Below are 26,463 nucleotides of genomic sequence, written 5' to 3' on the forward strand. Positions count from 1 at the left end.
CGCCGCCCGGCCGCTGCCACGCCAGGCGCACTGCTGCGAGAATCAAGACATGAGCCCTCCCACGACGCCCGCCTGCATCACGCACGGCATGCCGCGGCGCCGCTTCCTGCTGGCGACCGGCCTGGCGGGCCTGGCCTGGACCGGGCCGGCGTGCGCCTTACCGCTGAGAGCAATGCAGTTTCCGCGCGACTTCGGCTCGCACCCGGACTTTCGCACCGAGTGGTGGTACATCACCGGGCACGCGACCGCAGGCGGCGGGCGGGAGTTCGGTTTTCAGCTCACATTTTTCCGCTCACGGGTTGAGGGCACCCAGGGCATGGCGTCAAGGTTTGCGGCCAGGCAACTGCTCTTCGCGCATGCGGCCATCACCGACGTGCAGGGCAAAAAGCTCTGGCATGACCAGCGCATTGCGCGTGACGGCTTTGGCGTGGCTTTTGCCAGCGAAGCGGACATGCACATCAAGCTGCGCGACTGGTCGCTGCAGGGCCAGGCCAGCCGCTACAGCGCGGAGTTGCCGGCTTCAGACTTTGCCCTGAAGCTGCAATTTGAAGAAACCCAGGCCGTGCTGCTGCAAGGCAGGCAGGGGCTTTCGCGCAAAGGGCCGCAGGAACAGCAGGCAAGTTACTACTACAGCCAGCCGCAGCTGGCCACCCGCGGGAAATTGGAACTCAAGGGCCAGGTGTTTGACGTCACGGGCAAGGCCTGGCTGGACCATGAGTGGAGCGAGGAACTGCTGCATCCCGGCGCGACCGGCTGGGACTGGATAGGCATGAACCTGGACGATGGCAGCGCCCTCACCGCCTTCCAGCTGCGGCACAAGGACGGCAGTGCGCTATGGGACGGCGGCTCGTTCAGGTCGCCGAAAGCCGGGCTGCACACCTTCAGCCGGGGTGAAGTGATTTTCAAACCCGTGCGCAGCTGGAAGAGCCCGCTGACGCAAACGACCTACCCGGTCGAATGGATAGTCCGCACACCCGCCGACTTTTACACCGTCAGGGCCGTGATAGACAACCAGGAACTCGACAGCCGGCTGTCAACCGGCGCGGTGTATTGGGAAGGCCTGAGCGAGCTGATCGACAGCAACGGCAAACGCGTGGGCCGCGGCTACCTGGAGATGACGGGTTACGCACAGCGGCTTCGGCTGTAGCGGGCCGGCGGTGAGGTCATCCGACGCAGGCCATGAACTGGCCGAACCAGACCAGCCCTTGCGGCCAGAGACCGAGCTTTTCCGCCGATCCGATATGGCCCAGGGATCCGACGTCGATGAGGCGCGAACCCCAGGCGGTCGCGAAGGCTTGGGCCCGCTCGAAAGTGACGCGGTCATCGTTGCGACTGGCAAGCACGACAGACGGAAACGGAAGCCGATTCATGATGATGGGGTCAAAGCCGCGCATAAACTGCCCGGGCGTTCCGGCGAGTCGGTCGATGTCGGACGTAGCGACCAGAAAGGCCCCGGCTACCGCCTCGGTGTCCGCCTCCTGCGACCAGCGGGTGGCCAGCGCCGTCCCAAGACTGTGGGCGACCAGCAAAACGGGCCGCTCGCAGCGGCTGACGGCCTCGGTGAGCCGGCGGGACCAATCCGCGTAGACGGGCGCCTCCCAGTCGTCCTGCTCGACACGGTGCATGTTGGGGAACGCCGCTTCCCAGTGCGTCTGCCAGTGATCGGGCCCCGAGTTGTGCCCGCCAGGCAGTATCAGAATGTCAAAGTCGTTGATATCACGCATTCCGGGCTCCTTTCGCTGAAGCGGGAAAGGCACACATCAAGGTGGTACGCCGTCACGGGGCACCTCCACCTTGCGTTGGTCGTTGGTCGTTGGTCGTTGATATTGGGGAGCTCACTTGGGCCACAGCCTGCACGCTTTGTTGAACGTCGCTAAACATGCTTACACGTCGTTCAAGGCCGGTACGGAGGGTTCGGGCTAGCAGCCTTCAACGGCAATGAGATGATCGGTTGCTGCCGGTTGACGCATGGCGAGCAGGGGCGCGTACTCCGGCGAGTGATACCAGGCCTTCAATACCTGCATGCTCGGGAACTCGATCACCACGAGGCGCTGCACCGGAAGATTCCCCTCGAGAAGTTCGTGGTGACCGCCGCGCACCAGAAACCTCCCGCCAAACTTTGCAACCAAAGGCGCCACTTGTCGCTTGTATTCGTCGTAGATCTGAGGGTTGGTGATGTGGGTGTCGGCAATGAGGTAGGCAGACATGATTTTTCTCCCGAAAGAAGGCCATACATCGTGCGGCAAACCGGGTTGGCTGTCCAGCGTGGCTGCCCACGGGTTGATACACCGTTGCGTTGAATGCTGTACCTGATACTGGCTCAGTGCTACTCAGCGCTCATCGACAATCGGGCACGTCCCTCCCGCGGCATGCCCGCTCAGTCGGGGACGATTCGAGCTGTTGCACCGAATCAGGGTTGAGCCCTTTGGCATTGGGCCTTGTTTTCGAACCAGTAGGCAACATTACCTGCGACAACGATGGGCCCGGAAACCACCACCGAGGCTGCAGTGAAGATGCCGGCGCCAACAACGAGGGCGATGCAAGCTTCGTTGGCGCAGCTATGGATGGCCGCCACCTGGACCTCCTGCAGGACCATGTGGTTGGACACCCTCTGGCACTCGGGGTCGAAGACCTGCGTCGTTCGGGGTACATACACACAGCCTTGCAGGACAACGGCGAGGCCGAGGGTGAGGGCGAGAGTGGGCAGTTGCAGGATTCGATACTTCAACACGGAGTGATTTTCTGCGGCCTGCCGCAATGCCTGCCGCAAAACCTGCGGAATTTGACCGTATAGGTGAAACCTGCGCCACATCTGTGCCACGTTTTGCGCTTGCTTCATGTCGCAGCAGCTTCATGTCGCACCAGCGCAGGAAGCACCGTCGCCGGAAAAAAGAATCGAATGCCGCGCCCGACTGCGTGGAGCATGCCAGAAAACAGAAAACGGGTCAGGCGGTGACTCTGGCTATGACGTCGATCTCCACCAGCGCGCCCAGCGGCAAACGGGACACTTCAACACATGACCGGGCAGGAAATGCACTCGGAAAGTACCGGGCATAGACCGCATTCACTGCGGCAAAGTCGTCCATGTTCGTCAAATACACCGTGGCACGGACGACTTGCCCGAGACTGGACCCGCCGGCCTTCAGAATGGCCTCGATGTTGCTTAAAGCGCGGTCTGCCTGCGTCGCCGCATCCTGCCCAACGATTTTCCCGGTTGAAGGATCCAGTGCGACCTGGCCGGATGTCCAGATCCAGCCATCAAGAACTAACCCCTGCGAATAAGGGCCTACAGGGGCTGGCGCCTCGTCGGTCCGCACAATTGTCTTGCTCATGGCTACCTCCGCACAAACTGGTCGGGGAAGACAAACGGCTCAAAGAGCCGCGTTCATGACGCCTCGGGGAGGGTCATCACGAGCATTATTCCCATTCCGGCGCGCATCGCCAAGATGCGTTCGCAGGCGGCCTGAGTCCGGCCCGAACACCGTCACCGGCACTTGAGCTACAACGGGAAGGAAGGCAGGAAGGTGCGCAAAGGCCGGCCAGCGGCACCATGCGCGGTCAGAAACGGCGGAAAACGTTCAGTAATCTGCGCGCATCAGGCGGCGAGCGCGGGCGCCCATGTTGCGCTGGATACGGTCAGACAGCCAGGGATGGGCCTGGCTGGCATCGCGCTGGCGTGGCGCCAATGCAACAAGCAGGCCCTTATTGATCAGTTGCACGACCTTGTGGACGAGCAAGGAAGCCGACGGCTGGCCCAGAGGCGCATGGTCGACCGAGGCATTGCTGGCGAAAAGTACGGTACGGTTCATGGAAGTTCCTTTCTGGTGGGCATGAGGGCAACGGGGCGTTGCCGGACAGGGGCCACATCGCAATTATAGGGTTTACCATTAAAAAATAAGATGACTTATATTGCTTTTCAATGCATAAAATTTGCTTTATATAGCCATTTCCCGGCGCTGGAGCCCCTCTGTGGATATCAACCTCGCCCGCACTTTCCTCGAGATCGTCTCCTGCCACAGCTTTGCCCAGGCCGCCGAACGCCTGCATGTCACCCAGACCGCGATCAGCGCGCGGGTGAAAACGCTGGAGGAGCTGCTGGGGCGCACGCTCTTCGTGAGAAACCGCGCCGGGGCATCGCTGACGTCGGCCGGTGAGCAGTTCGTTCGCCATGCCATGACGATGGTGCAGGTCTGGGAGCGGGCCCGCCAGCAGATGGCGGTGCCGCCGGGGCGCCGCGCGCTGGTCACGGTGGGCTGTGAAATCAGCCTATGGGATCCGCTGATGCTCGACTGGCTGCTCGGGATGCGCGACAGCGCGCCGGATCTCGCGCTGCGCGCAGAGGTCGGCGTCGCGGAGGATTTGCTGGAGCGCGTAGCCAACGGTACGCTGGACATCGTCATCGCCTATGCACCGCGGCAGCGGCCCGGCCTGCGGATCGAGCTGCTGATCGAGGAAAAGCTGGTGCTGGTCACGACGACCCCCGGCGCCCAGGCGCCGCAGGCGGCCGACTATGTGTACGTGGACTGGGGCAGCGAGTTTGCCGCGCAGCACAGCCTGGCCTTTCCCGGGCTTTCGAGCGTCGGCGTGTCGTCCAGCCTGGGGCCGCTGGGACTGGGCTACCTGCTTACCGTCGGCGGGGCGGGCTATTTCCGGCAAAACGTCGTGCGTAGCCACCTGAAGGAAGGACGACTGCACCGGGTGCCCGGGGCGCCCGAATTCCTGTACCCGGCTTACGCCGTTTATGCGGCAGACGCAGACATGGCAGTGCTGGAACCCGCCCTGGCCGGCCTGCGGCAGGCCGCCAAAGGCGCCGTGGGCAACCAGCAGGCGGCCCGGCCTTCAAAAACGGGAAATGTCGGGAAGGCCGGGGAAGCCTGAAAAAAGTGGCCGTTGGCCCATGTCGTTCCTCAATGCGCCCCCGCCGCAGCATCCGAACTCCCTGCCCCGGCCTTGGCGTGCCGCGTCAAATACACCAGCGGAATCAGCAACAGGAAAATCAGCGCGGACACATAGAACACATCATTCGCCGCCAGCATGTAGGCCTGCTGGTCCACCAGGCGATTGATGGTGCCCAGCGCCTGGTCGGGCGTCAGCCCGGCCCCGGCCAGGCCCGTCAGTGCACTGTTGGTAGCGGTGCTGCCCTGGTTGACGTATTCGCTGATCTGGGCATGGTGCATGGCCGCGCGGTCTTGCCAGATCGTGGTGGCGATTGAGGTGCCGAAGGAGCCCGCCGTGATGCGCACGAAGTTCGACAGGCCCGAAGCCGCCGGAATCTTCTCGGGCGAGATGCCCGACAGCGTGATGGTGACCAGCGGGATGAAGAAGAAAGCCATGGCCACACCCTGGATGATGGTGGGTATCAGGATGGTGTTGAAATCAGCCTGGGTGTTGAAGTTGGAACGCATCCACAGCACCAGCGCGAAGACCACGAAGGCAAAAGCCGCGAAGCGGCGCGGGTCCACCCTGGCGATGTTTTTGCCGACCAGCGGTGACAGCAGCAGAGCCATGGCCCCCACCGGCGCCATCACCATGCCAGCCTGTGTGGCGGTGTAGCCCATGTACTGCTGCAGCCACAGCGGGAGCAGCACCACGTTGCCAAAAAAGAGGCCGTACCCCACCGACAGCGCCACCGCGCCTGCCCAGAAGTTGCGCCGCTTGAACAGCGTCAGGTCAACCACCGGATGCTCTTCGGTGAGTTCCCAGATGACGAAGGCAATCAGGCCCACCAGCGAAACAATGCCCAGGGCCACCACTTCACCGGAGTGAAACCAGTCGAGCTCCTTGCCCTTGTCGAGCATGATCTGCAGCGCACCCACCCAGATCACCAGCAGCGCCAGGCCGACCGAGTCGATCGGCAGCTTGCGGGTCACGCTTTCGCGCTTCCTGAAGATGCTCCAGGTGATGAAGGCCGCGCCAAAGCCCACGGGAATGTTGATGTAAAAAATCCAGGGCCAGGAAATGTTGTCGGTGATCCAGCCGCCCAGCAGCGGCCCCATGACAGGCGCGACCAGCGTGGTCATGGACCAGAGCGCCATGGCCAGCCCCGCCAGCGCCTTGGGGTAGCTCGACAGCAGCAGTGACTGCGACAACGGAATCATCGGGCCCGCCACCAGCCCCTGCAGGACACGAAAGAAGATCAGCGTGGTCATGTTGGGGGCCAGGCCGCACAGCCATGACGTGAGCACAAACAGCATGACGCTGGCCGTGAACAGGCGCACCTGGCCGAACCGCTGCGACAGCCAGCCGGTGAGCGGCACGGCGATCGCGTTGGCCACGCCAAAGCTGGTGATGACCCAGGTGCCCTGGTTGGGACTCACGCCCAGGTCGCCGGCAATGGCCGGCAGGGAGACGTTGGCAATCGACGTGTCGAGCACGTTCATGAAGGTGGCGGCCGACAGCGCCAGCGTGCCCCACAGGCGGGCAGAGCCCGTCAGCGGCGGCGGCTGGATGTAGGCAGGGGCAGGTGCTGAAGCCATGAAAACCCAATGAGTAAGCAGCAGGAGCAGGACAAGGCAGGCCGTGGAGGTTGCGCGCCGTGCGGAGCTGCGGGAAATAACAGGGGAACGGGGCTCGAACGGGGCTTAGTGCGCCTGCCGCTGCGCCGCGCGGCTGCTGGCAACCGACAGCGCCTGCGTGAATGGCAGGCCCTGCGCTTCGCTGCCGATCTGATCCGCCGTGGGGGCATCGCCCGGTGGTTGGGCCGACGTGCCGACGGCGGCGGCCTTGGCCGGTTTGAGCGCCTTGCCGCTGTTGGCCGCAATCACGCGCCGCACATCCGCATTGGCGGCGTCGTCCTGCCTGCCATAGGTCTGCGTGTGCGCCTGGGCCGCATCGCGCGGCGCGTCGGCCAGCGTTTTGCCATCCTTGTGGCTGACGTCGACTTCCGCGTCCATCGACAAACCCACCCGCAGCGGGTTGTCGGCCAGTTGCCTGGCGTCGAGCGCAATGCGCACCGGCACGCGCTGCACCACCTTGATCCAGTTGCCGGTGGCGTTTTGCGCCGGCAGCAGCGAAAAGGCCGCGCCCGTGCCGACACCCAGCCCCGCTACCGTGCCTTTGTATTGGATTTTTTTGCCATACAGGTCGGCCACCAGCGTCACCGGCTGGCCGATGCGGATATTCCGCAATTGCACTTCCTTGAAGTTGGCATCCACCCAGACCTGGTTGAGCGGAATGATGGACATCATGGGCGTGCCGGCCGCCACGCGCTGGCCGAGCTGCACTGTGCGCTTGGCCACGTAGCCGTCCACCGGAGCGAGCAGGCCGGCGCGCTGTGTGGCGAGGTAGGCCTCGCGCACCTTGGCGGCGGCCACCTGCACGCTGGGGTGCTGCTCGATGCTGGTCCCCTCGGTCAAGGCCTGGTTGCTGGTGAGCTGCTCGCGCGCGGCCACCACGCCGGCTTGCGCTGCTGCCAGCGCGCTTTTGGCGTTGGCCAGCTGCGTCTGCGCGTGGTTGAGTTCTTCTTTCGACACGGCGCCGTTGCCGGTGAGCGACTGGCGGCGGTTGAGGTCATCGGTGGCGCGGGCAATATCGCTGCGGGCCCGGGCCACGTCGGCGTCACGCAGCGCAATCTGGGCGGCCAGCGTGCCGTTGTTGGCGTAGAGCGTGCGCACCTGGCGCACCGCCTGGGCCAGCGCGGCTTCGGCCTGGTCGAGTGCCACTTTGGCGTCGGCCGGATCGAGCTGCACCAGCGTCTGGCCGGCCTTCACGAAGTCGGTGTCGTCGGCCATGATGGCCATGACGGTGCCGCCGATCTGCGGCGTGATCTGGATCACGTTGCCTTGCACGTAGGCGTTGTCGGTCGACTCGTAATGGCTGGCCACGAGGTACTCGTAGGCGGCCCAGCCCAGGCCGGCGACCAGCACCACGCTGGCCAGCGCGGTCAGCGCTTTCTTGCGCCGGGGGTTGCCGGCGGCCGGTTGCAAGGGTGCGTCAGAAGAAGCTGCGGATGGCGAGGATTCTGGAGTTGTCATGATGTTCCTGATCAATTAAGTCAATTAGGTCTATTAGGTCAACTAGGTCAACCAGGCCTCTGGCCCAACAAACACGGACGAAAGAAGCTACGGGTTTTATAGCGCTCGGGTAGCGATTACTGACGTTGGCGTGTAACCGCCACCCAGTGCGCGCATCAGCGCCACCTGCGTGTCCAGCGCGCGGGCGGCCAGGTCAACCGCCAGGCGGCGCTGGGTCAGCACGCTGGTTTCGGCCGTCAGCACATTGAGGTAGTTGCCCAGGCCAGCCTGGTAACGCTGCACGGCAATTTCATAAGCGCCCTCTGCGGCCTCCTGCGCGGAACGCTGCTCGGCCTGCTGACGGCCAATGGCCTGCGATGAGGCCACCTGGTCGGCCACGTCACGCACCGCATCAATCACGGCGGCGTTGTAGCTTTCGACGGCGGCATCAAGGTCGGCGGTCTTGCCGCGCAGGTTGGCGCGCAACCGGCCCGCATCAAAAATCGGCAGGCGCAGCGCCGGGCCTACGCCCCACTGCTGGCTGCCGGCGTCAAGCAGACGGCCCAGGCCAATGCTGGAAAAACCGGCAAAGGCAACGAGGTTGATATTGGGATAGAACTGTGTCTTCGCATTCACCACGTCTTTGGACGCGGCTTCGACACGCCAGCGCGCGGCGGCAATGTCGGCCCGGCGGCCTAGCAGGTCTGCCGGAATGGTCGGCGCCAATGCTACAGTTTTAATAGCTGCCAGTGCGGTTGGATTCTGGGCCAGGGCGCTGCCGGTTTGCCCAACCAGGGCCGCCAGCGCGTTGCGCGTCAGGGCGATCTGCTCCTTCACCGTCTCCAGTTGCAGGCGCGCCTCCGGCAGGCCGCCCTCGCTCTGGCGCAGCTCGAGCCGGGTGTCGAGCCCGGCAGCGACGCGGTCCTGCACCAGCTTGAGGGTTTCTTCCCGCTGCGCCAGCGTGCGGCGCGCAACAAAGGCCTGCTCGTGGAGGCGAGCCAGCTGAAAGTAGCTGCGGGCTACATTGCTGGCAAGCAGCACGCGCGCGGCCTGTGCGTCGGCCTCGGCCGCATGGGCGCTGCCCAGGGCGGCATCCAGTGCGGCGCGGTTTTTTCCAAAGAAATCAAGTTCCCAGCTGGCGTTGAGCTGAACCGTGCCGCTGTCGCGGATGGCGCCCGCCAGCGGTGGGGGCACCGCGCCGTTGGCGGTGTAGCGCTGGCGTGTCAGGTCGATCTGGCCATTGAGCTGCGGCAAGGTGGCGGCATCCGCCACTTCCATCACGGCCTGGGCCCGTGCCAGGCGGGCCTGTGCAAGCTTCAGGCTGGGGCTGCTTTGCAGCGCCTGGGCAATCAGGCCATTGAGTTGCTCGTCGCCAAAGTCGCGCCACCACTCGGCGGCGACGCCTGTCTGCCCTGCTGCCGCATCGGCGTTCAGGCCCAGCGAAGGCGCATCGCGCAGGCTGGACTGCGGCGCGATGCCGGACATGTCGGCGCAGCCGGTGAGGCCCGTGGCCATCAGGCTCGCGGCCACCAGGCCGGCCGCCGTCACCAGGGCCATGCGCACGGACGCATGCCAGAGCGGCAAACGCTTTGACCTGCCCTCGGGCGCAGTCACCGGGCCGGTTATTGAAGGTGAAGGGGCGTTTGTTTCACTTCTCATTTTTTTCCACCGAGGCTTGAATGGTTTGCGCGTTGTCAAGAATGCGGCGCAAATAGCTTTTGAGGGTTTGCCATTCCTCGACCGAGAAGCCGGCAAGATGAGCGTTCTGGACGCGGCTGAGGATGGCGGGGATTTCCTGGGCAGCGGTGCGGCCCGCGTCTGTCAACTCCAGATTGACCACCCGCCGGTCGTCCGAGGAGCGAACCCGGCGGCATAGCTGCTTGGCCTCCAGCCGGTCCAGCAGGCGCGTCATGGAGCCGGCATCCAGCTCGCACGTGCGCGCCAGTTCGGCCACCGTCGAAGCCCGGCCCATGTAGAGCTTGAGCAGCGGCACCCACTGCGCGTTGGTCAGGCCCTTGGGCTCAAGTTCGCGCTCCACGCCCTGGGCAATCAAGGCAATGATGCGGCGCATCAGGTAGCCGACGCTGTCGTCCGGCTTGTAGCCTTCGGCACGGTAAAACTCCACCAGCGGGCACGAAAGCGCGTCGACGAATGGGTTTGAGTTGTCGGTTGATTTGCTTTTTGAAGCCATGGGCAAATAATACATGCCTAAGCAAATATTGTCAAGGCTGTGTTTGCGATGGCATCTTTAACGGCTAGACTTGCAGGATGGCTACCTCCTCCTCATCGATGACCCGTTCCGCTGCAACCAAGGGCTCGCCCCGCTCCCTGTCGGGCCTCGTGCCCTTTCTGCGCCCTTACCGCGGCCGGATTGCGCTGGCGCTGTTTTTTCTCGTCATGGCGGCCGTGGCCACGCTGGTCTTTCCGCTGGCGCTGCGCAGCCTCATCGATGGCGGCCTGAACGTGACGGACAAGGGCTCCCAACTGATGGCGCTGCGCACCCACTTTTTCGAGTTGTTTGCCGTTGCCGCCGCGCTGGGGCTTTTTTCTGCAGGCCGCTTTTACATGGTCAGCTGGCTCGGCGAACGGGTCACGGCCGACCTGCGCAATGCGGTGTACTCGCATGTGGTGCGGCAAAGCCCCGAATTCTTTGAAACCACGCAAACCGGCGAGGTGCTGTCGCGCCTGACCGGCGACACGACACTGGTGCAGACCGTGGTGGGCTCGTCGCTGAGCATGGGTTTGCGCAACGCCGTGATGGGTGTCGGCGCGCTGGGCATGCTGGTCTACACCAACCCCTACCTGATGGTTCAGGTGCTTGGCGTCCTGCTGCTGATCGTGGCGCCCTCGGTGTGGTTCGGGCGGCGCGTGCGCAAACTCTCGCGTGCCAGCCAGGACCGGGTAGCCGACTCCAGCGCGATCGCAGCGGAGGTGCTGAATGCCATTCCCGTGGTGCAGAGCTATACCGCCGAGTCACGGGAGGCCGCGCGTTTCGACCTGTCCACCACCAACGCCTTCAACACCGCCATACGGCGCACCAGGGCACGCTCGGTGCTGGTGGCGTTCATCATCATTGCCACGTCGGCGGCCCTGCTCTGGGGCCTGTACCAGGGCACCCAGGCGGTGATGCGCGGCGACATCAGCGCCGGCCACCTGGGCCAGACCGTGGTCTATGTGATCATCCTGGCCAGCGCCTCGGCGGTGCTGGGCGAGGTCTATGGGGACCTGCTGCGCGCGGCCGGTGCGACCGAGCGCCTGATGGAGCTGCTGGCATCCCGCTCGCCGGTTGTTTCACCGTCGAAACCAGCCGCGCCCCCCGAGATACGCTCAGGCAGCGCCATTAAATTTGAAGCCGTGACGTTTCATTACCCGTCGCGCCCGGCGCAGGCGGCCTTGAGTGAGCTCACTCTGAGCGTGGCGCCCGGCCAGACCGTGGCCATTGTGGGGCCCAGCGGCGCCGGCAAAAGTACCGTGTTCCAGCTGCTGCTGCGCTTTTATGACCCGGCCTCGGGCCGCATTGAACTGGACGGTGTTGCAACGTCTGACATGGCACTGCAGGACCTGCGCCAGCGCATCGGCATCGTGCCGCAGGACGCGGTGATTTTCTCCACCAGCGCGCTGGAGAACATCCGCTATGGCAAGCCCGGCGCCAGCGATGAGGAAACCAGGGCGGCGGCGCGCGCGGCCTTTGCGCATGAATTCATCAGCGCGCTGCCGGAAGGCTACGACACCTTTTTGGGCGAGCGCGGCGTGCGGCTGTCGGGCGGGCAGCGCCAGCGCATTGCGATTGCGCGGGCCATGCTGAAGAATTCGCCGCTGCTGCTGCTGGATGAAGCCACCAGCGCACTGGATGCGGAAAGCGAGCGCATGGTGCAGGCCGCACTGGAGTCGGCCATGAAGGGGCGGACGACGCTGGTGATTGCCCACCGCCTGGCCACGGTGCAGCAGGCCGACCGCATCGTCGTGCTCGACCACGGCCGGCTGGTCGAGCAAGGAACGCATGCCGAACTGGTGAACCGTGGCGGCGTGTATGCACGGCTGGCGGCGCTGCAGTTCAACGTCTGAGCTGGGCTGGGCAGCCTGTCCAGGCCCGGGAATCGCAAAATCGCATCTATGCATTTTTTGCATGACGATGACCGAACAATGCCTTGGACAGTTTGACTCGCGGCTTCTAAGCTTGGCGACCTGACTGTTCCACAAGGAGATTTTGCATGTCACGAGCATCCACCCCCAGCGCAAGCGCCGCACCAGGCACCCATTCGCTTCCTTCTTACCTGCAGGCCGACAAGCTCGGGCCCTGGGGCAACTACCTACAGCAGGTGGATCGCGTGATACCGCACCTGGGCAGCCTGGGTCGGTGGGCAGAAACGCTCAAGCGGCCCAAGCGCATCCTGGTTGTCGATGTGCCCATCAACATGGACGACGGCACCATTGCGCACTTTGAGGGCTACCGGGTGCAGCACAACGTGTCGCGTGGTCCCGGCAAGGGCGGCGTGCGCTTCCACCAGGATGTGACACTGTCGGAAGTGATGGCGCTGTCGGCCTGGATGTCCATCAAGAACGCGGCGGTGAACGTGCCTTTCGGCGGCGCCAAGGGCGGCATACGCGTCGATCCCAAAACCGTCTCGCTGGGCGAGCTGGAGCGTATCACACGGCGCTACACCAGCGAGATCGGCATCATCATCGGCCCCACCAAGGACATTCCGGCGCCCGATGTGAATACCAACGAGCAGGTCATGGCGTGGATGATGGACACCTACTCGATGAACACGGGCTCCACGTCAACCGGGGTGGTCACCGGCAAGCCGGTCGATCTGGGGGGCTCACTGGGGCGCCGCGATGCCACCGGCCGCGGCGTGTTCACGGTGGGTATGGAAGCGGCCAAGCACATCGACCTGGACGTCAGCAAATCGCGGGTCGCGGTGCAGGGCTTCGGCAACGTGGGCGGCGTCGCCGGCAGGCTGTTCCATGAAATGGGGGCGCGTGTCGTGGCCGTCCAGGATCATGGCGGCACGATTTACCGCGAAGCCGGTCTGGACGTGCCAGCCCTGATCAGGCATGTGGCCGAAACCGGCAGCGTGGGAGGCTTCCCGAACGCGGAAGTGATTGCCAATGATCTGTTCTGGGAAGTCGACTGCGACATCATGATTCCGGCTGCGCTGGAAGAGCAGATCACGGCCGCCAACGCCGGCCGCATCAAGGCACGCATGATCATCGAAGGCGCCAACGGCCCGACCACGCCCGAAGCCGACGACATCCTTCAGGAACGCAATGTACTGGTGCTGCCCGACGTGATTGCCAACGCCGGTGGCGTGACCGTCAGTTATTTTGAATGGGTGCAGGACTTTTCCAGCTTTTTCTGGGACGAGGGCGAGATCAACGCACGCCTGGTCCGCATCATGAAAGAGGCTTTCGCAGGTGTCTGGCAAGTCGCGCAGGACCACAAGGTAACGCTGCGTACCGCGACGTTTATCGTAGCCTGCAAACGCATCCTGCATACCCGCCAGCTGCGCGGTCTGTACCCCTGAGTCGCTGAGTCAAGAGGAGCCCATCGCGCCAAAGAGCTGAGTGCAATGAACGACTTTGGCGGCTCGACACTTTAAGCAAGGGCCGCGGAACCGGCTCAGCCGGGCCGCAGGCGCAGCGGCCCCCGAGGGGCTGGAGCTACACAAAGTGAGCGACCGTGGGCGACTCCCTCTTCACCAGCAGGGGCCGCGGGACTGGCTTTGCCAGACCGCAGGCGCAGCGGCCCCCTCGGGGGGCAGGGAGCTACACGAAGTGAGCGACCGTGGGGGCCAATTTCACTGCAGGGTTTCCTTGACGGCCAGGGGCAGTGGCAAGGGCATGACATCAATGCCCTCTTCCACCAGCTCCACGGCTTCGCGCGCGCTGGCCTGGCCGCGAATGCTGCGTGCCTCGGCCTCGCCGTAGTGCATGCGCCTTGCTTCGTCGGCAAAGCGTTCACCAACGTCCTCGGTATGAGCCACTACATGGCGCAACGCTTTGAGGAAGGCGGCCTGTTCGGCAGGGCTTGCACCGGCCACCACACTGGTCAGGGCGTCCCCGCGAGATGCTGCAGCGCCTTCCCGGACGCGCGGAGCAGGCGCGGTGGATTGTGCCTCCTGCGGCCCCTGGCCCACTGCGGCCGGGGCCGGGTGCCCGCCGAGATTGAGCCGTGGTGCGCTGGGCAGCTTGTGAATGCCCTTGTCGGCACACATCGGGCATTCAACCAATCCACGCGCCAGTTGCGTCTGAAAATCGTCCTCAGACGCAAACCAGCCTTCAAAGGAATGCTGGTGCGCACACTGGAGATTCAGGACTTTCATGAGCGGATTATCGCAAGGTCGCTACGGCGCGGTGGTTTGCCAGTCCAATGCCCATAGCCCCGACAGCACGTTTTGCAACCACAAGGCGCCGGTGAGGGTCTTTGCATCGGTCACCCGCCCATTGCCGCACCAGGCCAACAGTTCGGCCGGCGTCGCGGTGAACACTTCGAGGAATTCGCCGCTGTCCAGTTGCCGGCTTCCCAGCGTGAGGTCGCGGGCAAACCAGATGTCAATGAATTCGGTAGAGTAGGAAATCACCGGGTGCAGCACACCGGCTCGCGCCCACTGCCGCGCGGTATAGCCGGTCTCCTCCAGCAGCTCACGCTGCGCACACGCCAGCGATGCCTCGCCGGCATCCAGCTTGCCGGCAGGAAACTCAATCATGACGGAGCCCATCGGATAACGGTATTGGCGCTCCAGCACCAGCCGGCCATCATCGAGTTGCGCCACGATCATCACAGCGCCAGGGTGGATAACGTACTCGCGCTCAGTGTGGGTGCCATCAGGCAGTCGGACGGTATCGCGGCGGACATGAAGAAAATTCCCCTTGAGGATGTCTTCGGAGCCGACTGGCGTCTCGGTCAGATGGCTGAATTCGCTCAATTTACTCACTTCGCTCAATTTGCTGGAGTCCATGCTGCTTTCCTTGCCTGCGACAGCAGGCTCATGAGCGATTCATGAGCGATGCCTGAACAGGTAACGCCAGGTGAAACCGGGAAATGCAAAGGTAATGAAGAGTGTGCCCGTGATGGCATAAAACTCCCAGCCCTGCGGCGCGATTTGACCGGCGCGTTGCTCCAGAAAAAGACCCACACCGCCCGTGATCAGGTACCAGACCAGCAGTTCCAGCAATCGCACCGCCAGATTTTTGGGTGTCTTGAGCGCAAACACCCCGAAAAGGCGGTTGCTGACGAAGGGCAGATTGGCCAACAGCAAAGCCAGCAACACAACCACCCAGACTGAAACGGTCTGGCTCATGAGGGAAGGCCTAGCTTCCCAGCGACTTGACGATGCTGCTGACGGACTGTGCGCACAAGGTCATCAGGCCACCGGGGACAATGCCCAGGATCAGAATGAGCGCGCCATTGACAGCCAGCACGGCCTTGGCGTCTGCCGGCGCCGAGATCGGCTGCGCATTGTGGCTCTCGGGCGCATCAAAGTACATCACCTTGACCACACGCAGGTAGTAGAACGCGCCGATCAGCGACATCATCACCGCAAAAATGGCCAGCAACAGATAGCTGGTCAGCTGCGATGAAATCAGCGCTTGCAGCACCGCCAGCTTGGCATAAAACCCGACCAGCGGCGGCAGCCCGGCCAGCGAGAACATGGCAATTGCCATGACCCCGGCATACAGCGGGCTGCGCTGGTTGAGGCCGGCGAGGTCGGTGATTTCTTCAGACTCATGCCCGGCACGGGCCAGCAACAGGATGATGCCGAAAGCGCCCAGCGTGGTGAGCACATAGGTCACCGCATAGAACATTGCCGCACTGTAGGCCGTTTCGGTATTCATCTGGTTGCCGTTGACCACGCCGGACAGCAGGCCGAGCAGAAGGAACCCCATCTGCGAAATCGTTGAGAACGCCAGCATGCGCTTGAGGTTGGATTGCGCCACGGCAGCCAGGTTTCCAATGAGCAGCGAGCCGATGGCCAGCAACGCCAGCATCTGCTGCCAGTCAATCGCCAGGGGCAACAGACCTTCCACCAGAAGGCGAATGCAGATTGCAAAGGCCGCCAGCTGCGGCGCACCGCCAATCAGCAGGGTGATAGCAGTCGGCGCGCCGTGGTAGACGTCGGGCAACCACATATGGAAAGGCACGGCGCCGAGTTTGAACGCCAGGCCAGCCACGATGAATACCAGGCCAAACACCAGCACCTGGTGCTTCACCTGCCGGCTGGCGATGGCATTGAAGACCTCATTGAGGTCCAGCGAGCCGGTCGCGCCATACAGCATCGACAGGCCGTACAACAGAAAGCCGGACGCCAGCGCACCCAGCACAAAGTACTTCATGGCAGCTTCCGTGGCGGTGGCATTGTCACGGCGCAAGGCGACCAGGGCGTAACTGGACAGCGTCATCAGCTCCAGGCCCATGTAGATCACGAGGAAGTTATGACCCGAGATCATCACGAACATGCCCAGCAAGGCAAACAGGCCCAGCGTGAACAGCTCGCCACCGCGCAACATGTCGCGATCGGCGGCATAAGGCCGGCTGTAGACCAGCGTGACCATCAGGCTGATGCTGGCAAAACACTTGAGCCAGCCGCCCATCGGGTCGCTGACCACCATGTTGCCAAAGCCGTAAAAAGTCTGACCGCCCAGCGCATAGAAAGCTTCCATGGCAGCGACCACGGCCAGGGTCAGCAAGGTCAGTACATAGGTAACGGTGCGGCGCGGGGTTTTCACCCCGAGATCCAGTAGCGCAATCACGCAGGCCATGACCACGAGGACGATTTCAGGATAAACCGTGATCCAGGAGAGTTTGTCAATCATCTGAATTCTTTGCCTAGTTCAGTTTCGATACGGCCACATGCTTGAGCAGGTCCGCCACCGAGGTGTCCATCACGTCGGTAAACGGTTTGGGATAAATACCCATGTACAGCACGGCGATCGCCAGCAAGGCAAGCGTCAAAAATTCACGGCTGTTGATATCGGTCAGGGCCTTGACGTCATCGTTGGCGACCGGCCCGAGGTAGACACGCTTGAACATCCACAGCGTGTAGGCGGCACCAAAAATCAGTGCCGTCGCGGCGGCGGCGCCCATCCAGAAGTTGGACTTGACAGCGCCCAGAATGACCATCCATTCGCCGACAAAACCGGCCGTGCCCGGCAAGCCGCAGTTGGCCATGGCAAACAGCAAGGAAAACGCTGCAAACTTGGGCATGGTGTTGACCACGCCGCCGTAGCTGGCGATCTCGCGCGAGTGAACGCGGTCGTACAGCACGCCGATGCACAGGAACATGGCGCCCGACACAAAACCGTGGGAGATCATCTGCACGATACCGCCTGAAACACCCAGGTCACTGAAGATGAAGAAACCCAGAGTGACAAAACCCATATGCGCCACCGACGAATAGGCCACCAGTTTTTTCATGTCTTGCTGCACCAGGGCTACCAGCCCGACATAAATCACGGCAATCAGCGACAAGCCAATCATCAGCCAGGCCCATTCGTGGGTGGCGTCCGGTGCGATCGGCATTGAAAAACGCAGGAAACCATATGCGCCCAGCTTGAGCATGATGGCAGCCAGCACGGCCGAGCCGCCTGTGGGGGCCTCGACGTGCACGTCGGGCAACCAGGTGTGGACGGGCCACATCGGCACCTTCACCGCGAACGCGGCAAAGAGGGCGAAGAACAGCAGGGTCTGCACCGTACCGCCCAGCGGCAGCTTGTGCCACGTGAGAATGTCAAAACTGCCGCCCGACTTGTTGTACAGAAAAATCAGCGCAACCAGCAACAACAGTGAGCCAATCAGCGTGTACAGGAAAAACTTGAAAGCGGCGTAGATCTTGTTCGGGCCACCCCAGATACCGATGATCAGGTACATCGGAATCAGCGTGGCTTCGAAGAACACGTAAAACAACAGGCCGTCCAGCGCGGTAAACACGCCAATCATGAGCCCGCTGAGAATCAGGAAGGCCGCCATGTACTGATTCACACGCGTCGTAATCACTTCCCAGCCGGCAATGATGACCACCACATTGATGAAAGCGGTCAGCAGCACAAACCACAGCGAGATGCCGTCCACGCCGAGGTGGTAATTGACATTGAAGCGCTGTATCCAGGGACCTTTTTCGACGAACTGCATGGCCGAAGTACCCAGCTGAAAGCCGTCATATAGGGGCAATGTCACCAGAAAACTGACCACGGCACCGATCAGCGCGATCCAGCGCACACTGCGTGCCTGCTCGTCACGACCCAGCGCCAGCAACACGACACCGAAAATAATCGGCATCCAGATGGCAAGGCTCAACAAACCCATTCTTGTTCTTCCTTGATGTTTTATTTATTGAGCCAGACGAAATACGTCATCAACACAAAGACGCCGACAATCATGCCGAAGGCGTAGTGGTAGATATAGCCCGATTGCAAACGGCGCACGACACCCGATACCCAGCCCACCAGCTTCCACGAGCCGTTGACCAGTGCGCCGTCGATCAGCGCCTCGTCGCCGCCCCGCCACAGACCCGTACCTATCGCACGCGTTGCGCGGGCCAGCACGTTCTCATTGAACCAGTCGAAGTAGTATTTGTTCTCGAGCAAGGTGTAGAGGGGTTGCACCGCGCGCTTGATGCGCGCGGGCAGCGCGGGGTTGACCAGGTACATGTAATACGCCAGCACCACGCCCGACAGCGCCAGCCAGAACGGTGCCGTCATCAGGCCGTGCAACGCCATTTGCGCCGGGCCGTGGAAGGCTTTGGCCAACTCCTCCATCGCGGGATGCTTTTCGGCATTGAAGAAAATTGCGTCCTTGAGGAACTCGCCAAACAGCATGGGCTGGATCGTCATGAAGCCGATGACCACCGACGGAATGGCCAGCAGAATCAGCGGTACCGTGACCACCCACGGCGACTCGTGCGGTGGCTGATGTTCTTCGCGATGGTGGTGCGGATCCGGCTCCTCGCTGGCGTCATGGTGATGTCCATCGGGGTTTTGGTCAAACCGCTCTTTGCCGTGGAACACCAGGAAGTACATGCGGAAGGAATAGAAGGCCGTCACGAACACGCCGGCCAGCACCGCGAAATGTGCAAAACCGGCGCCCGCCAGGTGGCTTTCATGCACGGCCTCAATAATGCTGTCCTTGGAATAAAAGCCGGCGAACAGCGGTGTGCCGATCAGCGCAAGCGATCCCAGCAGCGAGGTGATCCAGGTGATGGGCATGTACTTGCGCACGCCGCCCATCCAGCGGATGTCCTGGTTGTGGTGCAGGCCGATGATCACCGAGCCGGCTGCCAGAAACAGCAGGGCCTTGAAGAAAGCGTGCGTCATCAGATGGAACACGGCCACGGAGTAGGCGGAAGCACCCAGCGCCACCGTCATGTAACCCAGCTGCGACAGGGTGGAGTAAGCCACCACGCGCTTGATGTCGTTCTGGATGATGCCGAGAAAGCCCATGAACAGTGCCGTGATCGCTCCGATCACCATGATGAAGCTGAGTGCGGTATCACTGAGCTCAAACAGCGGTGACATGCGCGCCACCATGAAGATACCGGCCGTCACCATGGTGGCCGCATGAATCAGCGCGGAAATCGGGGTCGGGCCTTCCATGGAATCGGGAAGCCACACATGCAGTGGGAACTGGGCCGACTTGCCCATGGCGCCGATAAATAGGCAGATGCAGATCACGGTAATCAGCATCCAGCCGGTTCCCGGGAACACCAGTCTGGACAGCTCGTCCGCCTTGGCAAAGGCTTCGGCATAGTTGAGCGTACCGGCGTAGGCTGCAATGAGACCAATACCCAGGATGAAGCCGAAGTCCCCCACACGGTTGACGATGAAGGCCTTCATGTTGGCAAAAATGGCGCTCGGCTTGTTGAACCAGAAGCCGATCAGCAGGTAGGAAACCAGGCCCACCGCTTCCCAGCCGAAGAACAGCTGCAGCATGTTGTTGCTCATCACCAGCATCAGCATGGAGAAAGTGAAGAGCGAAATATAGGCAAAGAAGCGGTTGTAGCCGTCGTCCTCTTCCATGTAGCCAATCGTGTAGATGTGCACCATGAGCGAGACAAAAGTCACCACGCACATCATCATGGCCGTCAGACCATCGACCAGGAAGCCGATTTCCATCTTCAGACCGCCCACCACCATCCAGGTGTAGAGCGTTTCATTGAAGCGAGCCCCCTCAAGCGCCACGCTTTTGAGCGTCATGGCCGAGATGACGAAAGCCACCAGCACACCCAGAATGGTGAAGGTGTGGGACAGGCGGCGGCCTATCCAGTTGCCACCAAAGGAGGTGCCCAGAATACCGGCCAGCAAGGCGCCGGCCAGCGGTGCCAGCGGAACGGCCAGCAATGTTGATGCAGAAAGGGTTGCGCTCATTGTTTTAACCCTGGAGCGTGTTGAGTTCGTCGACGTTGATGCTGGACTTGTTGCGGAACAGCAGCACCAGGATGGCCAGGCCGATGGCGGATTCGGCGGCGGCGACGGTCAGGATGAAAAACACAAACACCTGCCCGGCCATGTCGTTCAGGTAGTAGGAAAACGCCACAAAATTCATGTTGACCGCCAGCAGCATGAGCTCAATGGCCATGAGCAAAATAATCAGATTTTTTCGGTTCAAAAAAATACCGATGACCGACAGCGCAAACAGCATGGCGCCCAGCGAAAGAAAATGTCCCAGCGTGAGCATCATGATTGTTTTTCCTCGATGGGAGTTGCCGTACCCAAAGTAGCAGGTGCGGCGACCACAGACTTCATCTTGACCAGGCTGACCCGGTCTCCCCGCTTGACCCGGACCTGATCGGAAGGATTGATGTATTTGGAGTCTTTGCGTTCACGCAAGGTCAGTGCAATGGCGGCAATCATGGCCACCAGCAGGATCACCGCCGCAACTTCCAGCGGGTAGAGGTATTCCGAATACAGGAGCTTTCCCAGCTCTTTGGTGTTGGAGACCTGCGCGCCAATCTGTCCCGGTGCAGTGGCCACTTTGGGAGGCTCGCGGAACCCCCCCATCAGCACATAAGACATCTCCAGCGCGATGATGGCACCCACCGAGCCGGCCAGCGGGAAATGCTTCCAGAAGCCCTTGCGCACGCTGTCAAGATTGATGTCCAGCATCATGACCACGAAGAGAAAGAGCACCATGACGGCGCCGACGTAGACAAGCACCAGCGTGATGGCCAGAAACTCGGCCTTCAGCAAAATCCAGACGGCGGCCGCCTGGAAAAATGCCAGCACCAGGTACAGCGCTGCATGCACCGGATTGCGCGCGGTAATCACCCGGAATGCCGCAAACAGCAGCACCGCGGCAAAGACATAAAAAAGACCTGTTTTAGCGTCCATGTTGTTGTGGATTCTTTCTTGAGCCGGCTTGCGTGGCGAGGTGGTTCAACGGTATTTGGCGTCAGCCGCCCTGTTGGCGGCAATTTCGGCCTCATAGCGGTCGCCCACGGCCAGCAGCATCTCTTTGGTGAAATACAGGTCACCACGTTTTTCACCGTGGTATTCAAAGATGTGGGTCTCGACAATTGCGTCCACCGGGCAGGCTTCCTCGCAGAAACCGCAAAAAATGCATTTGGTCAGATCGATGTCGTAGCGCGAGGTGCGACGGCTGCCGTCGTCCCGCACGTCAGATTCGATGGTGATGGCCAGTGCCGGGCAAATCGCCTCGCAAAGCTTGCAGGCAATGCAGCGCTCTTCGCCGTTTTCATAACGGCGCAACGCGTGCAGTCCCCGGAAACGCGGGCTCAGCGGAGTTTTCTCTTCGGGAAACTGAACCGTGATCTTGCGGCTGAACATGTACTTGCCGGTCAGGGCCATGCCCTTGAACAGCTCGGTGAGCATGAAGCTCGAAACAAAATCCTTGACGGAGGCGACTGCGGAAGACATGGTTTATTTCCAGATGTTGTAGGGGGTCTGCATCCAGGCCCCAACGACCACCAGCCAGACCAGGGTCACGGGAATGAAGATCTTCCAGCCCAGGCGCATGATCTGGTCGTAACGAAAACGCGGGAAGGTGGCGCGCACCCACAGGAACATGGTGACCACAACAAAGGTCTTGGCGCCCAACCAGATCCAGCCCGGAATGAAGCTCAGGGCTTCGACGGGCGGCAACCAGCCGCCCAGGAACAGCAGCACGGCCAGGATGGCGACCAGCCACATGTTCGCGTATTCGGCGAGGAAGAACATTGCGAAGGCCATGCCCGAGTATTCGACCATATGGCCGGCCACGATTTCGGACTCGCCTTCGACCACGTCAAACGGATGGCGGTTGGTCTCGGCCAGGCCGGAGATGAAGTACACGACAAAGATCGGCAACAACGGCAGCCAGTTCCAGGACAGGAAAGTCCAGCCATGGCTGGCCAAAGTTCCCTTGCCCTGGCTCATCACGATGTCGGTCATGTTGAGGCTGCCCGACACCATGAGAACCACCACCAGGCAAAAGCCCATGGCGATTTCATAGCTCACCATTTGGGCCGACGCGCGCATGGCCCCAAGGAAGGCGTACTTGGAGTTCGAGGCCCAGCCCGCAATGATCACGCCGTACACCTCCATCGAGGTGATGGCCATCAGGAACAGCAGTCCGGCATTGATATTGGCCAGTGCAACGTCGGGGCCAAAAGGCACGACCGCCCAGGCAGCCAGCGCCGGCATGATGGTCATGATCGGTCCCAGCACGAACAGGCCCTTGCTGGCGGCCGTCGGGATGATGATCTCCTTGGTGAGCAGCTTGAGCGCATCCGCAATCGGCTGCAACAGGCCGGAGGGACCCACGCGGTTGGGGCCCAGGCGGATCTGGGTAAAACCGATGGCCTTGCGCTCCCACAGGGTGAGATAGGCAACGCAGCCCATCAGGGGCAGCAGGACGCAGACGATCTTGATGAGCGCCCACAACACGGGCCAGACCGTGGCCGGCCAGATGCCACCCATCAAGCCCTGGCCAAAACCATACACTGTGTCAATCATGCGCCGGCTCCTTCCAGCCTTGGTTCAAGCCGGGCGCCTTGGCGCGCATCGGCGGTCAGCTGCAGCGAGGTGGCACGCCTGACCAGTCCGTCAAGCTGGTAAATTTTGGCAACGGCGGGTACAGGGCCTGCTGCGACCAAGGTGATGTCGGCTTCGCTGGCGTTGCCCAGCCTGTCGGCTGGAACCAGAGCAGCGTCCACGCCGGCAATCTGCTTGAGCACATCCTGCGAGGACTCAAAATCAAAACCAGGCAAACCGAGCAGGTTGGCCAGGACGCGCAAGACTTTCCAGGCCGGACGCGTCTCGCCCAGAGGTTTGACGACCGCATGAAAACCCTGCACGCGCCCCTCTGCGTTGACAAACGTACCGGGCGTTTCCGTGAACGGAGCGATCGGCAACAGCACGTCGCTGAAGTCCATATTGGCCTTGAAGGGGCTCAGCGTGACAACCATCTGGGCGGTATTCAGCGACGCTTTGGCCCGGGCGCCTGCCGCCGAGTCAAACTCGGGTTCGTTGTTCAGCAGGATGACCGCTTTCAGCTTGCCGTCCAGCATCTGCGCGGCATTGAGGCCATGGTTGCCCGGCAAGGCACCCGCCAGCTGAGCACCTACGGTGTTGGCCGCTTCGGTCAGGTAGCCAACGGTCGCGCCGGTCTGCCTGGCAATCCAGCCAGCCAGAGCCAGCAGGCTGGATGCATTGGCATGGTGGGCCGCGGCATTGCCCAGCAGGACGGCTTTGCGCTCACCACCCAGCAATGACGTGGCAATCGCCTTGGCGGCATCGGTGGCCTGCCCGGCTGCAGGTGCGGACACACCCTTTTCGGCGGCAATCGCCGTGGCCACATCGGCGAGAGCCTGCGCCCAGGTGTCCGGTCCGGCCATCAGCGCGTGGGTCACCGGCATGGCCCAAGCATCTGCCGAAGCCAGTTCGGCTACCGAATTGATGGCACTGAGCGTACATCCCTTGCGAACCGACTGGCGAATGCGCTGCGCAAACAGGGGGTGGTCCTTGCGCAGGTTGGAGCCGACCACCAGCACGCGTTGCAATTGCGACAGCGACGCAATGGAGGTGCCGAGCCAGCGGATGGACGGAGACGCCGAAAATTCCGCGTGGCGCAAACGGTAGTCGATATTCTCACTGCCCAGGCCGCGCATGAGCGAGGCGGCCAGGTACAGTTCTTCCAGCGTGCTGTGGGGGCTGGCCAGTGTGCCGATGCTGGCGGCGCCGTGATCGGCCTTGATCTGTTTCAGGCCATTGGCCACGTATTCAAGCGCAGTCTGCCAGTCGACCGTCTTCCATACCCCGCCCTGCTTGAGCATCGGGGTGGTCAGCCGCTCGTCGCTGTTCAGGGCTTCATAGGAAAATCGGTCGCGGTCGGCGATCCAGCATTCGTTGACGTCTTCATTCTCCAGCGGCACCACACGCATGACCTTGTTGCTCTTGACCTGGACAATCAGGTTGGCGCCGGTGGAGTCGTGCGGGCTGATTGATTTGCGGCGCGACAGCTCCCAGGTACGGGCGCTGTAGCGAAACGGCTTGCTGGTCAACGCACCGACCGGGCAGAGGTCGATCATGTTTCCGGACAGTTCGGAGTCCACCGACATTCCAACGAATGTTTCAATTTCAGCATGCTCGCCGCGGTGCGACATGCCCAGCTCCATCACGCCGGCGATTTCCTGGCCAAAACGCACGCACCGGGTGCAGTGAATGCAGCGGCTCATTTCCTGCATGGAAATCAGCGGACCCACGTCCTTGTGGAACACGACGCGTTTTTCTTCTTCGTAGCGCGACTCGCCGCCACCGTAACCCACGGCCAGGTCCTGCAGCTGGCATTCGCCGCCCTGGTCGCAGATGGGGCAATCCAGCGGGTGGTTGATCAGCAAAAACTCCATCACGCCCTTTTGGGCCTTGATGGCTTTTTCATTCTTGGTGTGCACGATCATGCCCTGCGTCACCGGCGTGGCGCAGGCTGGCATCGGCTTGGGCGCCTTCTCTATGTCCACCAGGCACATGCGGCAGTTCGCCGCAATGGAGAGCTTCTTGTGGTAGCAAAAATGCGGAATGTAGGTGCCGGCTTTTTCAGCAGCATGCATGACCGTGCTGCCTTCGAGCACTTCCACTTTCTGGCCGTCGAGTTCTATTTCAACCATATGTTTTCTTTCCGCAATCAGGCCGGTGTTGCAGCTTGGGCTGAGGCGGCTTGTGGTGTCTGTGTTTTGATCATGGCCTCGAACTCATGGCGAAAATGCTTGATCATCGCGCGGACCGGCATCGCGGCGGCATCACCCAGCGCACAGATGGTGCGGCCCTGAATGTTGTCGGCCACCGAGTTGAGCAGGTCCATGTCGGTTTGCTTGCCGTGGCCGTTATGGATACGGTCCACGACGCGCCACAGCCAGCCCGTGCCTTCGCGGCAGGGCGTGCATTGCCCGCAGGACTCGTGCATGTAAAAGTATGACAGGCGCTTGAGCGACTCGACCATGCAACGGCTGTCGTCCATCACGATCACCGCGCCCGAGCCCAGCATGGAACCAGCCTTGGCGATGGAGTCGTAGTCCATCGTGCAATCCATCATGATGGAAGCCGGCAGCACCGGCGCGGATGAACCACCGGGAATAACCGCCTTGAGCGTGCGGCCCTTGCGCACGCCGCCCGCCAGTTCCAGCAGTTTGGCAAAGGGTGTACCCATGGGCACCTCGTAGTTGCCGGGCAATTCGACGTCGCCGGAAACCGAGTAAATCTTGGTACCACCGTTGTTGGGCTTGCCGCACTCCAGGTAGGCCTGGCCGCCATTGCGGATGATCCACGGCACGGCGGCGAATGTTTCGGTGTTGTTGATGGTGGTGGGTTTGCCGTACAAACCAAAGCTGGCAGGAAATGGCGGCTTGAAGCGGGGTTGGCCTTTTTTGCCTTCCAGCGATTCCAGCAAAGCGGTTTCTTCGCCGCAAATATAGGCCCCAAAACCATGCGAGGCATGGAGCTGGAAAGTGAAGCTGCTGCCGAGAATCTTCTCGCCGATCAGGCCGGCAGCCCGGGCCTCGTCAAGCGCTTCTTCAAAGCGCCGGTAGGTCGTAAAAATCTCGCCATGGATGTAGTTGTAGCCGACGCTGATGCCCATCGCATAAGCCGCAATCGCCATGCCCTCGATCACGCTGTGCGGGTTGTACTGCATGATGTCGCGGTCTTTGCAGGTGCCCGGCTCGCCTTCGTCGGAGTTGCACACCAGGTACTTCTGCCCGGGGAACTGGCGCGGCATGAAGCTCCACTTCAGCCCGGTCGGAAAACCCGCGCCACCACGGCCGCGCAGACTGCTCGCCTTGACTTCGGCAATCACCTGGTCCGGTGTCAATCCTTCGCCACCATCCTTGCTGAGGATTTTGCGCAGGGCCTGGTAGCCACCGCGCGCTTCGTAGTCCTTCAGACGCCAGTTGCTGCCATCAAGGTCTGCAAGAATTTGCGGCTCGATATGCCGGCCATGAAAACAGGTCTGCACGCCCGTTGCCGCAAATTGCGCCAGCACGTTCTGCGCCGCAGTGTCAGGGAGGTTGCTTGAGAGCGTCAT

Annotated in this window: 25 protein-coding genes; 4 read left to right on the forward strand and 21 right to left on the reverse strand. The window is 62.0% G+C overall.

Annotation, left to right across the window (positions count from 1 at the left end; all coding sequences use genetic code 11):
- The first annotated feature begins 49 nt into the window (after window positions 1–49).
- Complete coding sequence (locus AC1DS5_RS12140) at window positions 50–1,147, forward strand: lipocalin-like domain-containing protein (RefSeq protein ID WP_477718515.1); 1,098 nt, start codon at window positions 50–52, stop codon at window positions 1,145–1,147.
- A 16-nt stretch (window positions 1,148–1,163) separates the two neighbouring features.
- Here AC1DS5_RS12140 and AC1DS5_RS12145 read toward each other — a convergent pair whose 3' ends face one another.
- From AC1DS5_RS12145 to AC1DS5_RS12165, 5 genes are all read right to left on the reverse strand, one after another.
- Window positions 1,164–1,724 carry an RBBP9/YdeN family alpha/beta hydrolase gene (locus tag AC1DS5_RS12145; RefSeq protein ID WP_477718516.1) on the reverse strand — a complete coding sequence of 187 codons (561 nt, stop codon included), beginning with the start codon at window positions 1,722–1,724 and terminating at the stop codon, window positions 1,164–1,166.
- A gap of 195 nt (window positions 1,725–1,919) precedes the next feature.
- Window positions 1,920–2,207 (reverse strand): DUF1330 domain-containing protein, encoded by a 288-nt coding sequence (locus tag AC1DS5_RS12150; protein ID WP_477718517.1) that lies wholly within the window; start codon window positions 2,205–2,207, stop codon window positions 1,920–1,922.
- Between the two features lie 203 nt (window positions 2,208–2,410).
- Window positions 2,411–2,839, reverse strand: a complete 429-nt coding sequence (locus AC1DS5_RS12155; RefSeq protein ID WP_477718518.1) for a hypothetical protein — start codon at window positions 2,837–2,839, stop codon at window positions 2,411–2,413.
- Window positions 2,840–2,945: 106 nt separating this feature from the next.
- Window positions 2,946–3,332: a RidA family protein gene (locus AC1DS5_RS12160; protein WP_477718519.1), complete on the reverse strand. Its 387-nt coding sequence runs from the start codon at window positions 3,330–3,332 to the stop codon at window positions 2,946–2,948.
- 246 nt (window positions 3,333–3,578) lie between these two features.
- Window positions 3,579–3,809: a hypothetical protein gene (locus AC1DS5_RS12165; protein WP_477718520.1), complete on the reverse strand. Its 231-nt coding sequence runs from the start codon at window positions 3,807–3,809 to the stop codon at window positions 3,579–3,581.
- A 160-nt stretch (window positions 3,810–3,969) separates the two neighbouring features.
- Between AC1DS5_RS12165 and AC1DS5_RS12170 the strand changes: the two genes are divergently transcribed.
- Window positions 3,970–4,878 carry a LysR family transcriptional regulator gene (locus AC1DS5_RS12170; RefSeq protein WP_477718521.1) on the forward strand — a complete coding sequence of 303 codons (909 nt, stop codon included), beginning with the start codon at window positions 3,970–3,972 and terminating at the stop codon, window positions 4,876–4,878.
- A 29-nt stretch (window positions 4,879–4,907) separates the two neighbouring features.
- On the opposite strand, the gene AC1DS5_RS12175 is transcribed toward AC1DS5_RS12170, so the two are convergent.
- From AC1DS5_RS12175 to AC1DS5_RS12190, 4 genes are all read right to left on the reverse strand, one after another.
- Window positions 4,908–6,476, reverse strand: coding sequence for a DHA2 family efflux MFS transporter permease subunit (locus tag AC1DS5_RS12175; RefSeq protein ID WP_477718522.1), 1,569 nt, complete (start codon window positions 6,474–6,476; stop codon window positions 4,908–4,910).
- A 105-nt stretch (window positions 6,477–6,581) separates the two neighbouring features.
- On the reverse strand, window positions 6,582–7,973 hold the full coding sequence (locus AC1DS5_RS12180; RefSeq protein ID WP_477718523.1) for an EmrA/EmrK family multidrug efflux transporter periplasmic adaptor subunit: 1,392 nt from the start codon (window positions 7,971–7,973) through the stop codon (window positions 6,582–6,584).
- A gap of 96 nt (window positions 7,974–8,069) precedes the next feature.
- Window positions 8,070–9,509 carry an efflux transporter outer membrane subunit gene (locus tag AC1DS5_RS12185; protein WP_477718627.1) on the reverse strand — a complete coding sequence of 480 codons (1,440 nt, stop codon included), beginning with the start codon at window positions 9,507–9,509 and terminating at the stop codon, window positions 8,070–8,072.
- A gap of 91 nt (window positions 9,510–9,600) precedes the next feature.
- Entirely contained in the window at window positions 9,601–10,143 is a 543-nt protein-coding gene (locus AC1DS5_RS12190) for a MarR family winged helix-turn-helix transcriptional regulator (RefSeq protein ID WP_477718524.1), read from the reverse strand.
- A 77-nt stretch (window positions 10,144–10,220) separates the two neighbouring features.
- Between AC1DS5_RS12190 and AC1DS5_RS12195 the strand changes: the two genes are divergently transcribed.
- Window positions 10,221–12,017 carry an ABC transporter transmembrane domain-containing protein gene (locus tag AC1DS5_RS12195; RefSeq protein WP_477718525.1) on the forward strand — a complete coding sequence of 599 codons (1,797 nt, stop codon included), beginning with the start codon at window positions 10,221–10,223 and terminating at the stop codon, window positions 12,015–12,017.
- Between the two features lie 146 nt (window positions 12,018–12,163).
- Window positions 12,164–13,480 carry a Glu/Leu/Phe/Val family dehydrogenase gene (locus tag AC1DS5_RS12200; RefSeq protein WP_477718526.1) on the forward strand — a complete coding sequence of 439 codons (1,317 nt, stop codon included), beginning with the start codon at window positions 12,164–12,166 and terminating at the stop codon, window positions 13,478–13,480.
- 273 nt (window positions 13,481–13,753) lie between these two features.
- Here AC1DS5_RS12200 and AC1DS5_RS12205 read toward each other — a convergent pair whose 3' ends face one another.
- Genes AC1DS5_RS12205 through nuoF form a run of 12 tightly spaced genes read right to left on the reverse strand, consistent with a single transcriptional unit; the run spans window position 13,754 to window position 26,463 of the window.
- A complete protein-coding gene (locus AC1DS5_RS12205) occupies window positions 13,754–14,278 on the reverse strand; it encodes a DUF1178 family protein (protein WP_477718527.1) in 525 nt (174 codons plus the stop codon).
- A gap of 21 nt (window positions 14,279–14,299) precedes the next feature.
- Window positions 14,300–14,914, reverse strand: coding sequence for an NUDIX domain-containing protein (locus AC1DS5_RS12210; protein WP_477718528.1), 615 nt, complete (start codon window positions 14,912–14,914; stop codon window positions 14,300–14,302).
- A 39-nt stretch (window positions 14,915–14,953) separates the two neighbouring features.
- A complete protein-coding gene (locus AC1DS5_RS12215) occupies window positions 14,954–15,256 on the reverse strand; it encodes a DUF2818 family protein (protein WP_477718529.1) in 303 nt (100 codons plus the stop codon).
- 10 nt (window positions 15,257–15,266) lie between these two features.
- On the reverse strand, window positions 15,267–16,769 hold the full coding sequence (gene nuoN, locus AC1DS5_RS12220; protein ID WP_477718530.1) for an NADH-quinone oxidoreductase subunit NuoN: 1,503 nt from the start codon (window positions 16,767–16,769) through the stop codon (window positions 15,267–15,269).
- 13 nt (window positions 16,770–16,782) lie between these two features.
- Window positions 16,783–18,258 carry an NADH-quinone oxidoreductase subunit M gene (locus AC1DS5_RS12225; RefSeq protein ID WP_477718531.1) on the reverse strand — a complete coding sequence of 492 codons (1,476 nt, stop codon included), beginning with the start codon at window positions 18,256–18,258 and terminating at the stop codon, window positions 16,783–16,785.
- Between the two features lie 20 nt (window positions 18,259–18,278).
- Window positions 18,279–20,315 carry an NADH-quinone oxidoreductase subunit L gene (gene nuoL / locus AC1DS5_RS12230; protein ID WP_477718532.1) on the reverse strand — a complete coding sequence of 679 codons (2,037 nt, stop codon included), beginning with the start codon at window positions 20,313–20,315 and terminating at the stop codon, window positions 18,279–18,281.
- Between the two features lie 4 nt (window positions 20,316–20,319).
- Window positions 20,320–20,628 (reverse strand): NADH-quinone oxidoreductase subunit NuoK, encoded by a 309-nt coding sequence (gene nuoK, locus AC1DS5_RS12235; RefSeq protein ID WP_011484155.1) that lies wholly within the window; start codon window positions 20,626–20,628, stop codon window positions 20,320–20,322.
- Window positions 20,625–21,278: an NADH-quinone oxidoreductase subunit J gene (locus AC1DS5_RS12240; protein WP_477718533.1), complete on the reverse strand. Its 654-nt coding sequence runs from the start codon at window positions 21,276–21,278 to the stop codon at window positions 20,625–20,627. Before AC1DS5_RS12240 ends, nuoK begins: the two co-directional genes overlap by 4 nt.
- Before the next feature lie 45 nt (window positions 21,279–21,323).
- Entirely contained in the window at window positions 21,324–21,824 is a 501-nt protein-coding gene (nuoI, locus tag AC1DS5_RS12245; protein WP_477718534.1) for an NADH-quinone oxidoreductase subunit NuoI, read from the reverse strand.
- Between the two features lie 3 nt (window positions 21,825–21,827).
- The gene (gene nuoH, locus AC1DS5_RS12250) at window positions 21,828–22,901 is read right to left on the reverse strand and encodes an NADH-quinone oxidoreductase subunit NuoH (RefSeq protein WP_477718535.1); all 1,074 of its coding nucleotides are present in this window, start codon (window positions 22,899–22,901) and stop codon (window positions 21,828–21,830) included.
- On the reverse strand, window positions 22,898–25,051 hold the full coding sequence (gene nuoG / locus AC1DS5_RS12255) for an NADH-quinone oxidoreductase subunit NuoG (protein WP_477718536.1): 2,154 nt from the start codon (window positions 25,049–25,051) through the stop codon (window positions 22,898–22,900). The genes nuoH and nuoG overlap by 4 nt, the downstream gene beginning before the upstream one ends.
- 17 nt (window positions 25,052–25,068) lie before the next feature.
- Window positions 25,069–26,463, reverse strand: coding sequence for an NADH-quinone oxidoreductase subunit NuoF (gene nuoF, locus AC1DS5_RS12260; protein WP_477718537.1), 1,395 nt, complete (start codon window positions 26,461–26,463; stop codon window positions 25,069–25,071).

The organism is Polaromonas sp. P4_H1, from assembly GCF_056400945.1.

Coding starts and splice junctions, on each gene's coding strand:
- AC1DS5_RS12155 (WP_477718518.1), bottom strand. CDS start 2,839: ATGAAGCAAGCGCAAAACGTGGCACAGATGTGGCGCAGGTTTCACCTA.
- AC1DS5_RS12185 (WP_477718627.1), bottom strand. CDS start 9,509: ATGGCCCTGGTGACGGCGGCCGGCCTGGTGGCCGCGAGCCTGATGGCC.
- AC1DS5_RS12240 (WP_477718533.1), bottom strand. CDS start 21,278: ATGGACGCTAAAACAGGTCTTTTTTATGTCTTTGCCGCGGTGCTGCTG.
- AC1DS5_RS12195 (WP_477718525.1), top strand. CDS start 10,221: ATGGCTACCTCCTCCTCATCGATGACCCGTTCCGCTGCAACCAAGGGC.
- AC1DS5_RS12165 (WP_477718520.1), bottom strand. CDS start 3,809: ATGAACCGTACCGTACTTTTCGCCAGCAATGCCTCGGTCGACCATGCG.
- AC1DS5_RS12180 (WP_477718523.1), bottom strand. CDS start 7,973: ATGACAACTCCAGAATCCTCGCCATCCGCAGCTTCTTCTGACGCACCC.
- nuoI (WP_477718534.1), bottom strand. CDS start 21,824: ATGTCTTCCGCAGTCGCCTCCGTCAAGGATTTTGTTTCGAGCTTCATG.
- AC1DS5_RS12205 (WP_477718527.1), bottom strand. CDS start 14,278: ATGAAAGTCCTGAATCTCCAGTGTGCGCACCAGCATTCCTTTGAAGGC.
- nuoH (WP_477718535.1), bottom strand. CDS start 22,901: ATGATTGACACAGTGTATGGTTTTGGCCAGGGCTTGATGGGTGGCATC.
- AC1DS5_RS12160 (WP_477718519.1), bottom strand. CDS start 3,332: ATGAGCAAGACAATTGTGCGGACCGACGAGGCGCCAGCCCCTGTAGGC.
- AC1DS5_RS12215 (WP_477718529.1), bottom strand. CDS start 15,256: ATGAGCCAGACCGTTTCAGTCTGGGTGGTTGTGTTGCTGGCTTTGCTG.
- nuoL (WP_477718532.1), bottom strand. CDS start 20,315: ATGAGCGCAACCCTTTCTGCATCAACATTGCTGGCCGTTCCGCTGGCA.
- AC1DS5_RS12145 (WP_477718516.1), bottom strand. CDS start 1,724: ATGCGTGATATCAACGACTTTGACATTCTGATACTGCCTGGCGGGCAC.
- AC1DS5_RS12225 (WP_477718531.1), bottom strand. CDS start 18,258: ATGGGTTTGTTGAGCCTTGCCATCTGGATGCCGATTATTTTCGGTGTC.
- AC1DS5_RS12140 (WP_477718515.1), top strand. CDS start 50: ATGAGCCCTCCCACGACGCCCGCCTGCATCACGCACGGCATGCCGCGG.
- AC1DS5_RS12190 (WP_477718524.1), bottom strand. CDS start 10,143: ATGGCTTCAAAAAGCAAATCAACCGACAACTCAAACCCATTCGTCGAC.
- nuoF (WP_477718537.1), bottom strand. CDS start 26,463: ATGACGCTCTCAAGCAACCTCCCTGACACTGCGGCGCAGAACGTGCTG.
- AC1DS5_RS12210 (WP_477718528.1), bottom strand. CDS start 14,914: ATGGACTCCAGCAAATTGAGCGAAGTGAGTAAATTGAGCGAATTCAGC.
- nuoG (WP_477718536.1), bottom strand. CDS start 25,051: ATGGTTGAAATAGAACTCGACGGCCAGAAAGTGGAAGTGCTCGAAGGC.
- nuoN (WP_477718530.1), bottom strand. CDS start 16,769: ATGATTGACAAACTCTCCTGGATCACGGTTTATCCTGAAATCGTCCTC.
- nuoK (WP_011484155.1), bottom strand. CDS start 20,628: ATGATGCTCACGCTGGGACATTTTCTTTCGCTGGGCGCCATGCTGTTT.
- AC1DS5_RS12175 (WP_477718522.1), bottom strand. CDS start 6,476: ATGGCTTCAGCACCTGCCCCTGCCTACATCCAGCCGCCGCCGCTGACG.
- AC1DS5_RS12150 (WP_477718517.1), bottom strand. CDS start 2,207: ATGTCTGCCTACCTCATTGCCGACACCCACATCACCAACCCTCAGATC.
- AC1DS5_RS12200 (WP_477718526.1), top strand. CDS start 12,164: ATGTCACGAGCATCCACCCCCAGCGCAAGCGCCGCACCAGGCACCCAT.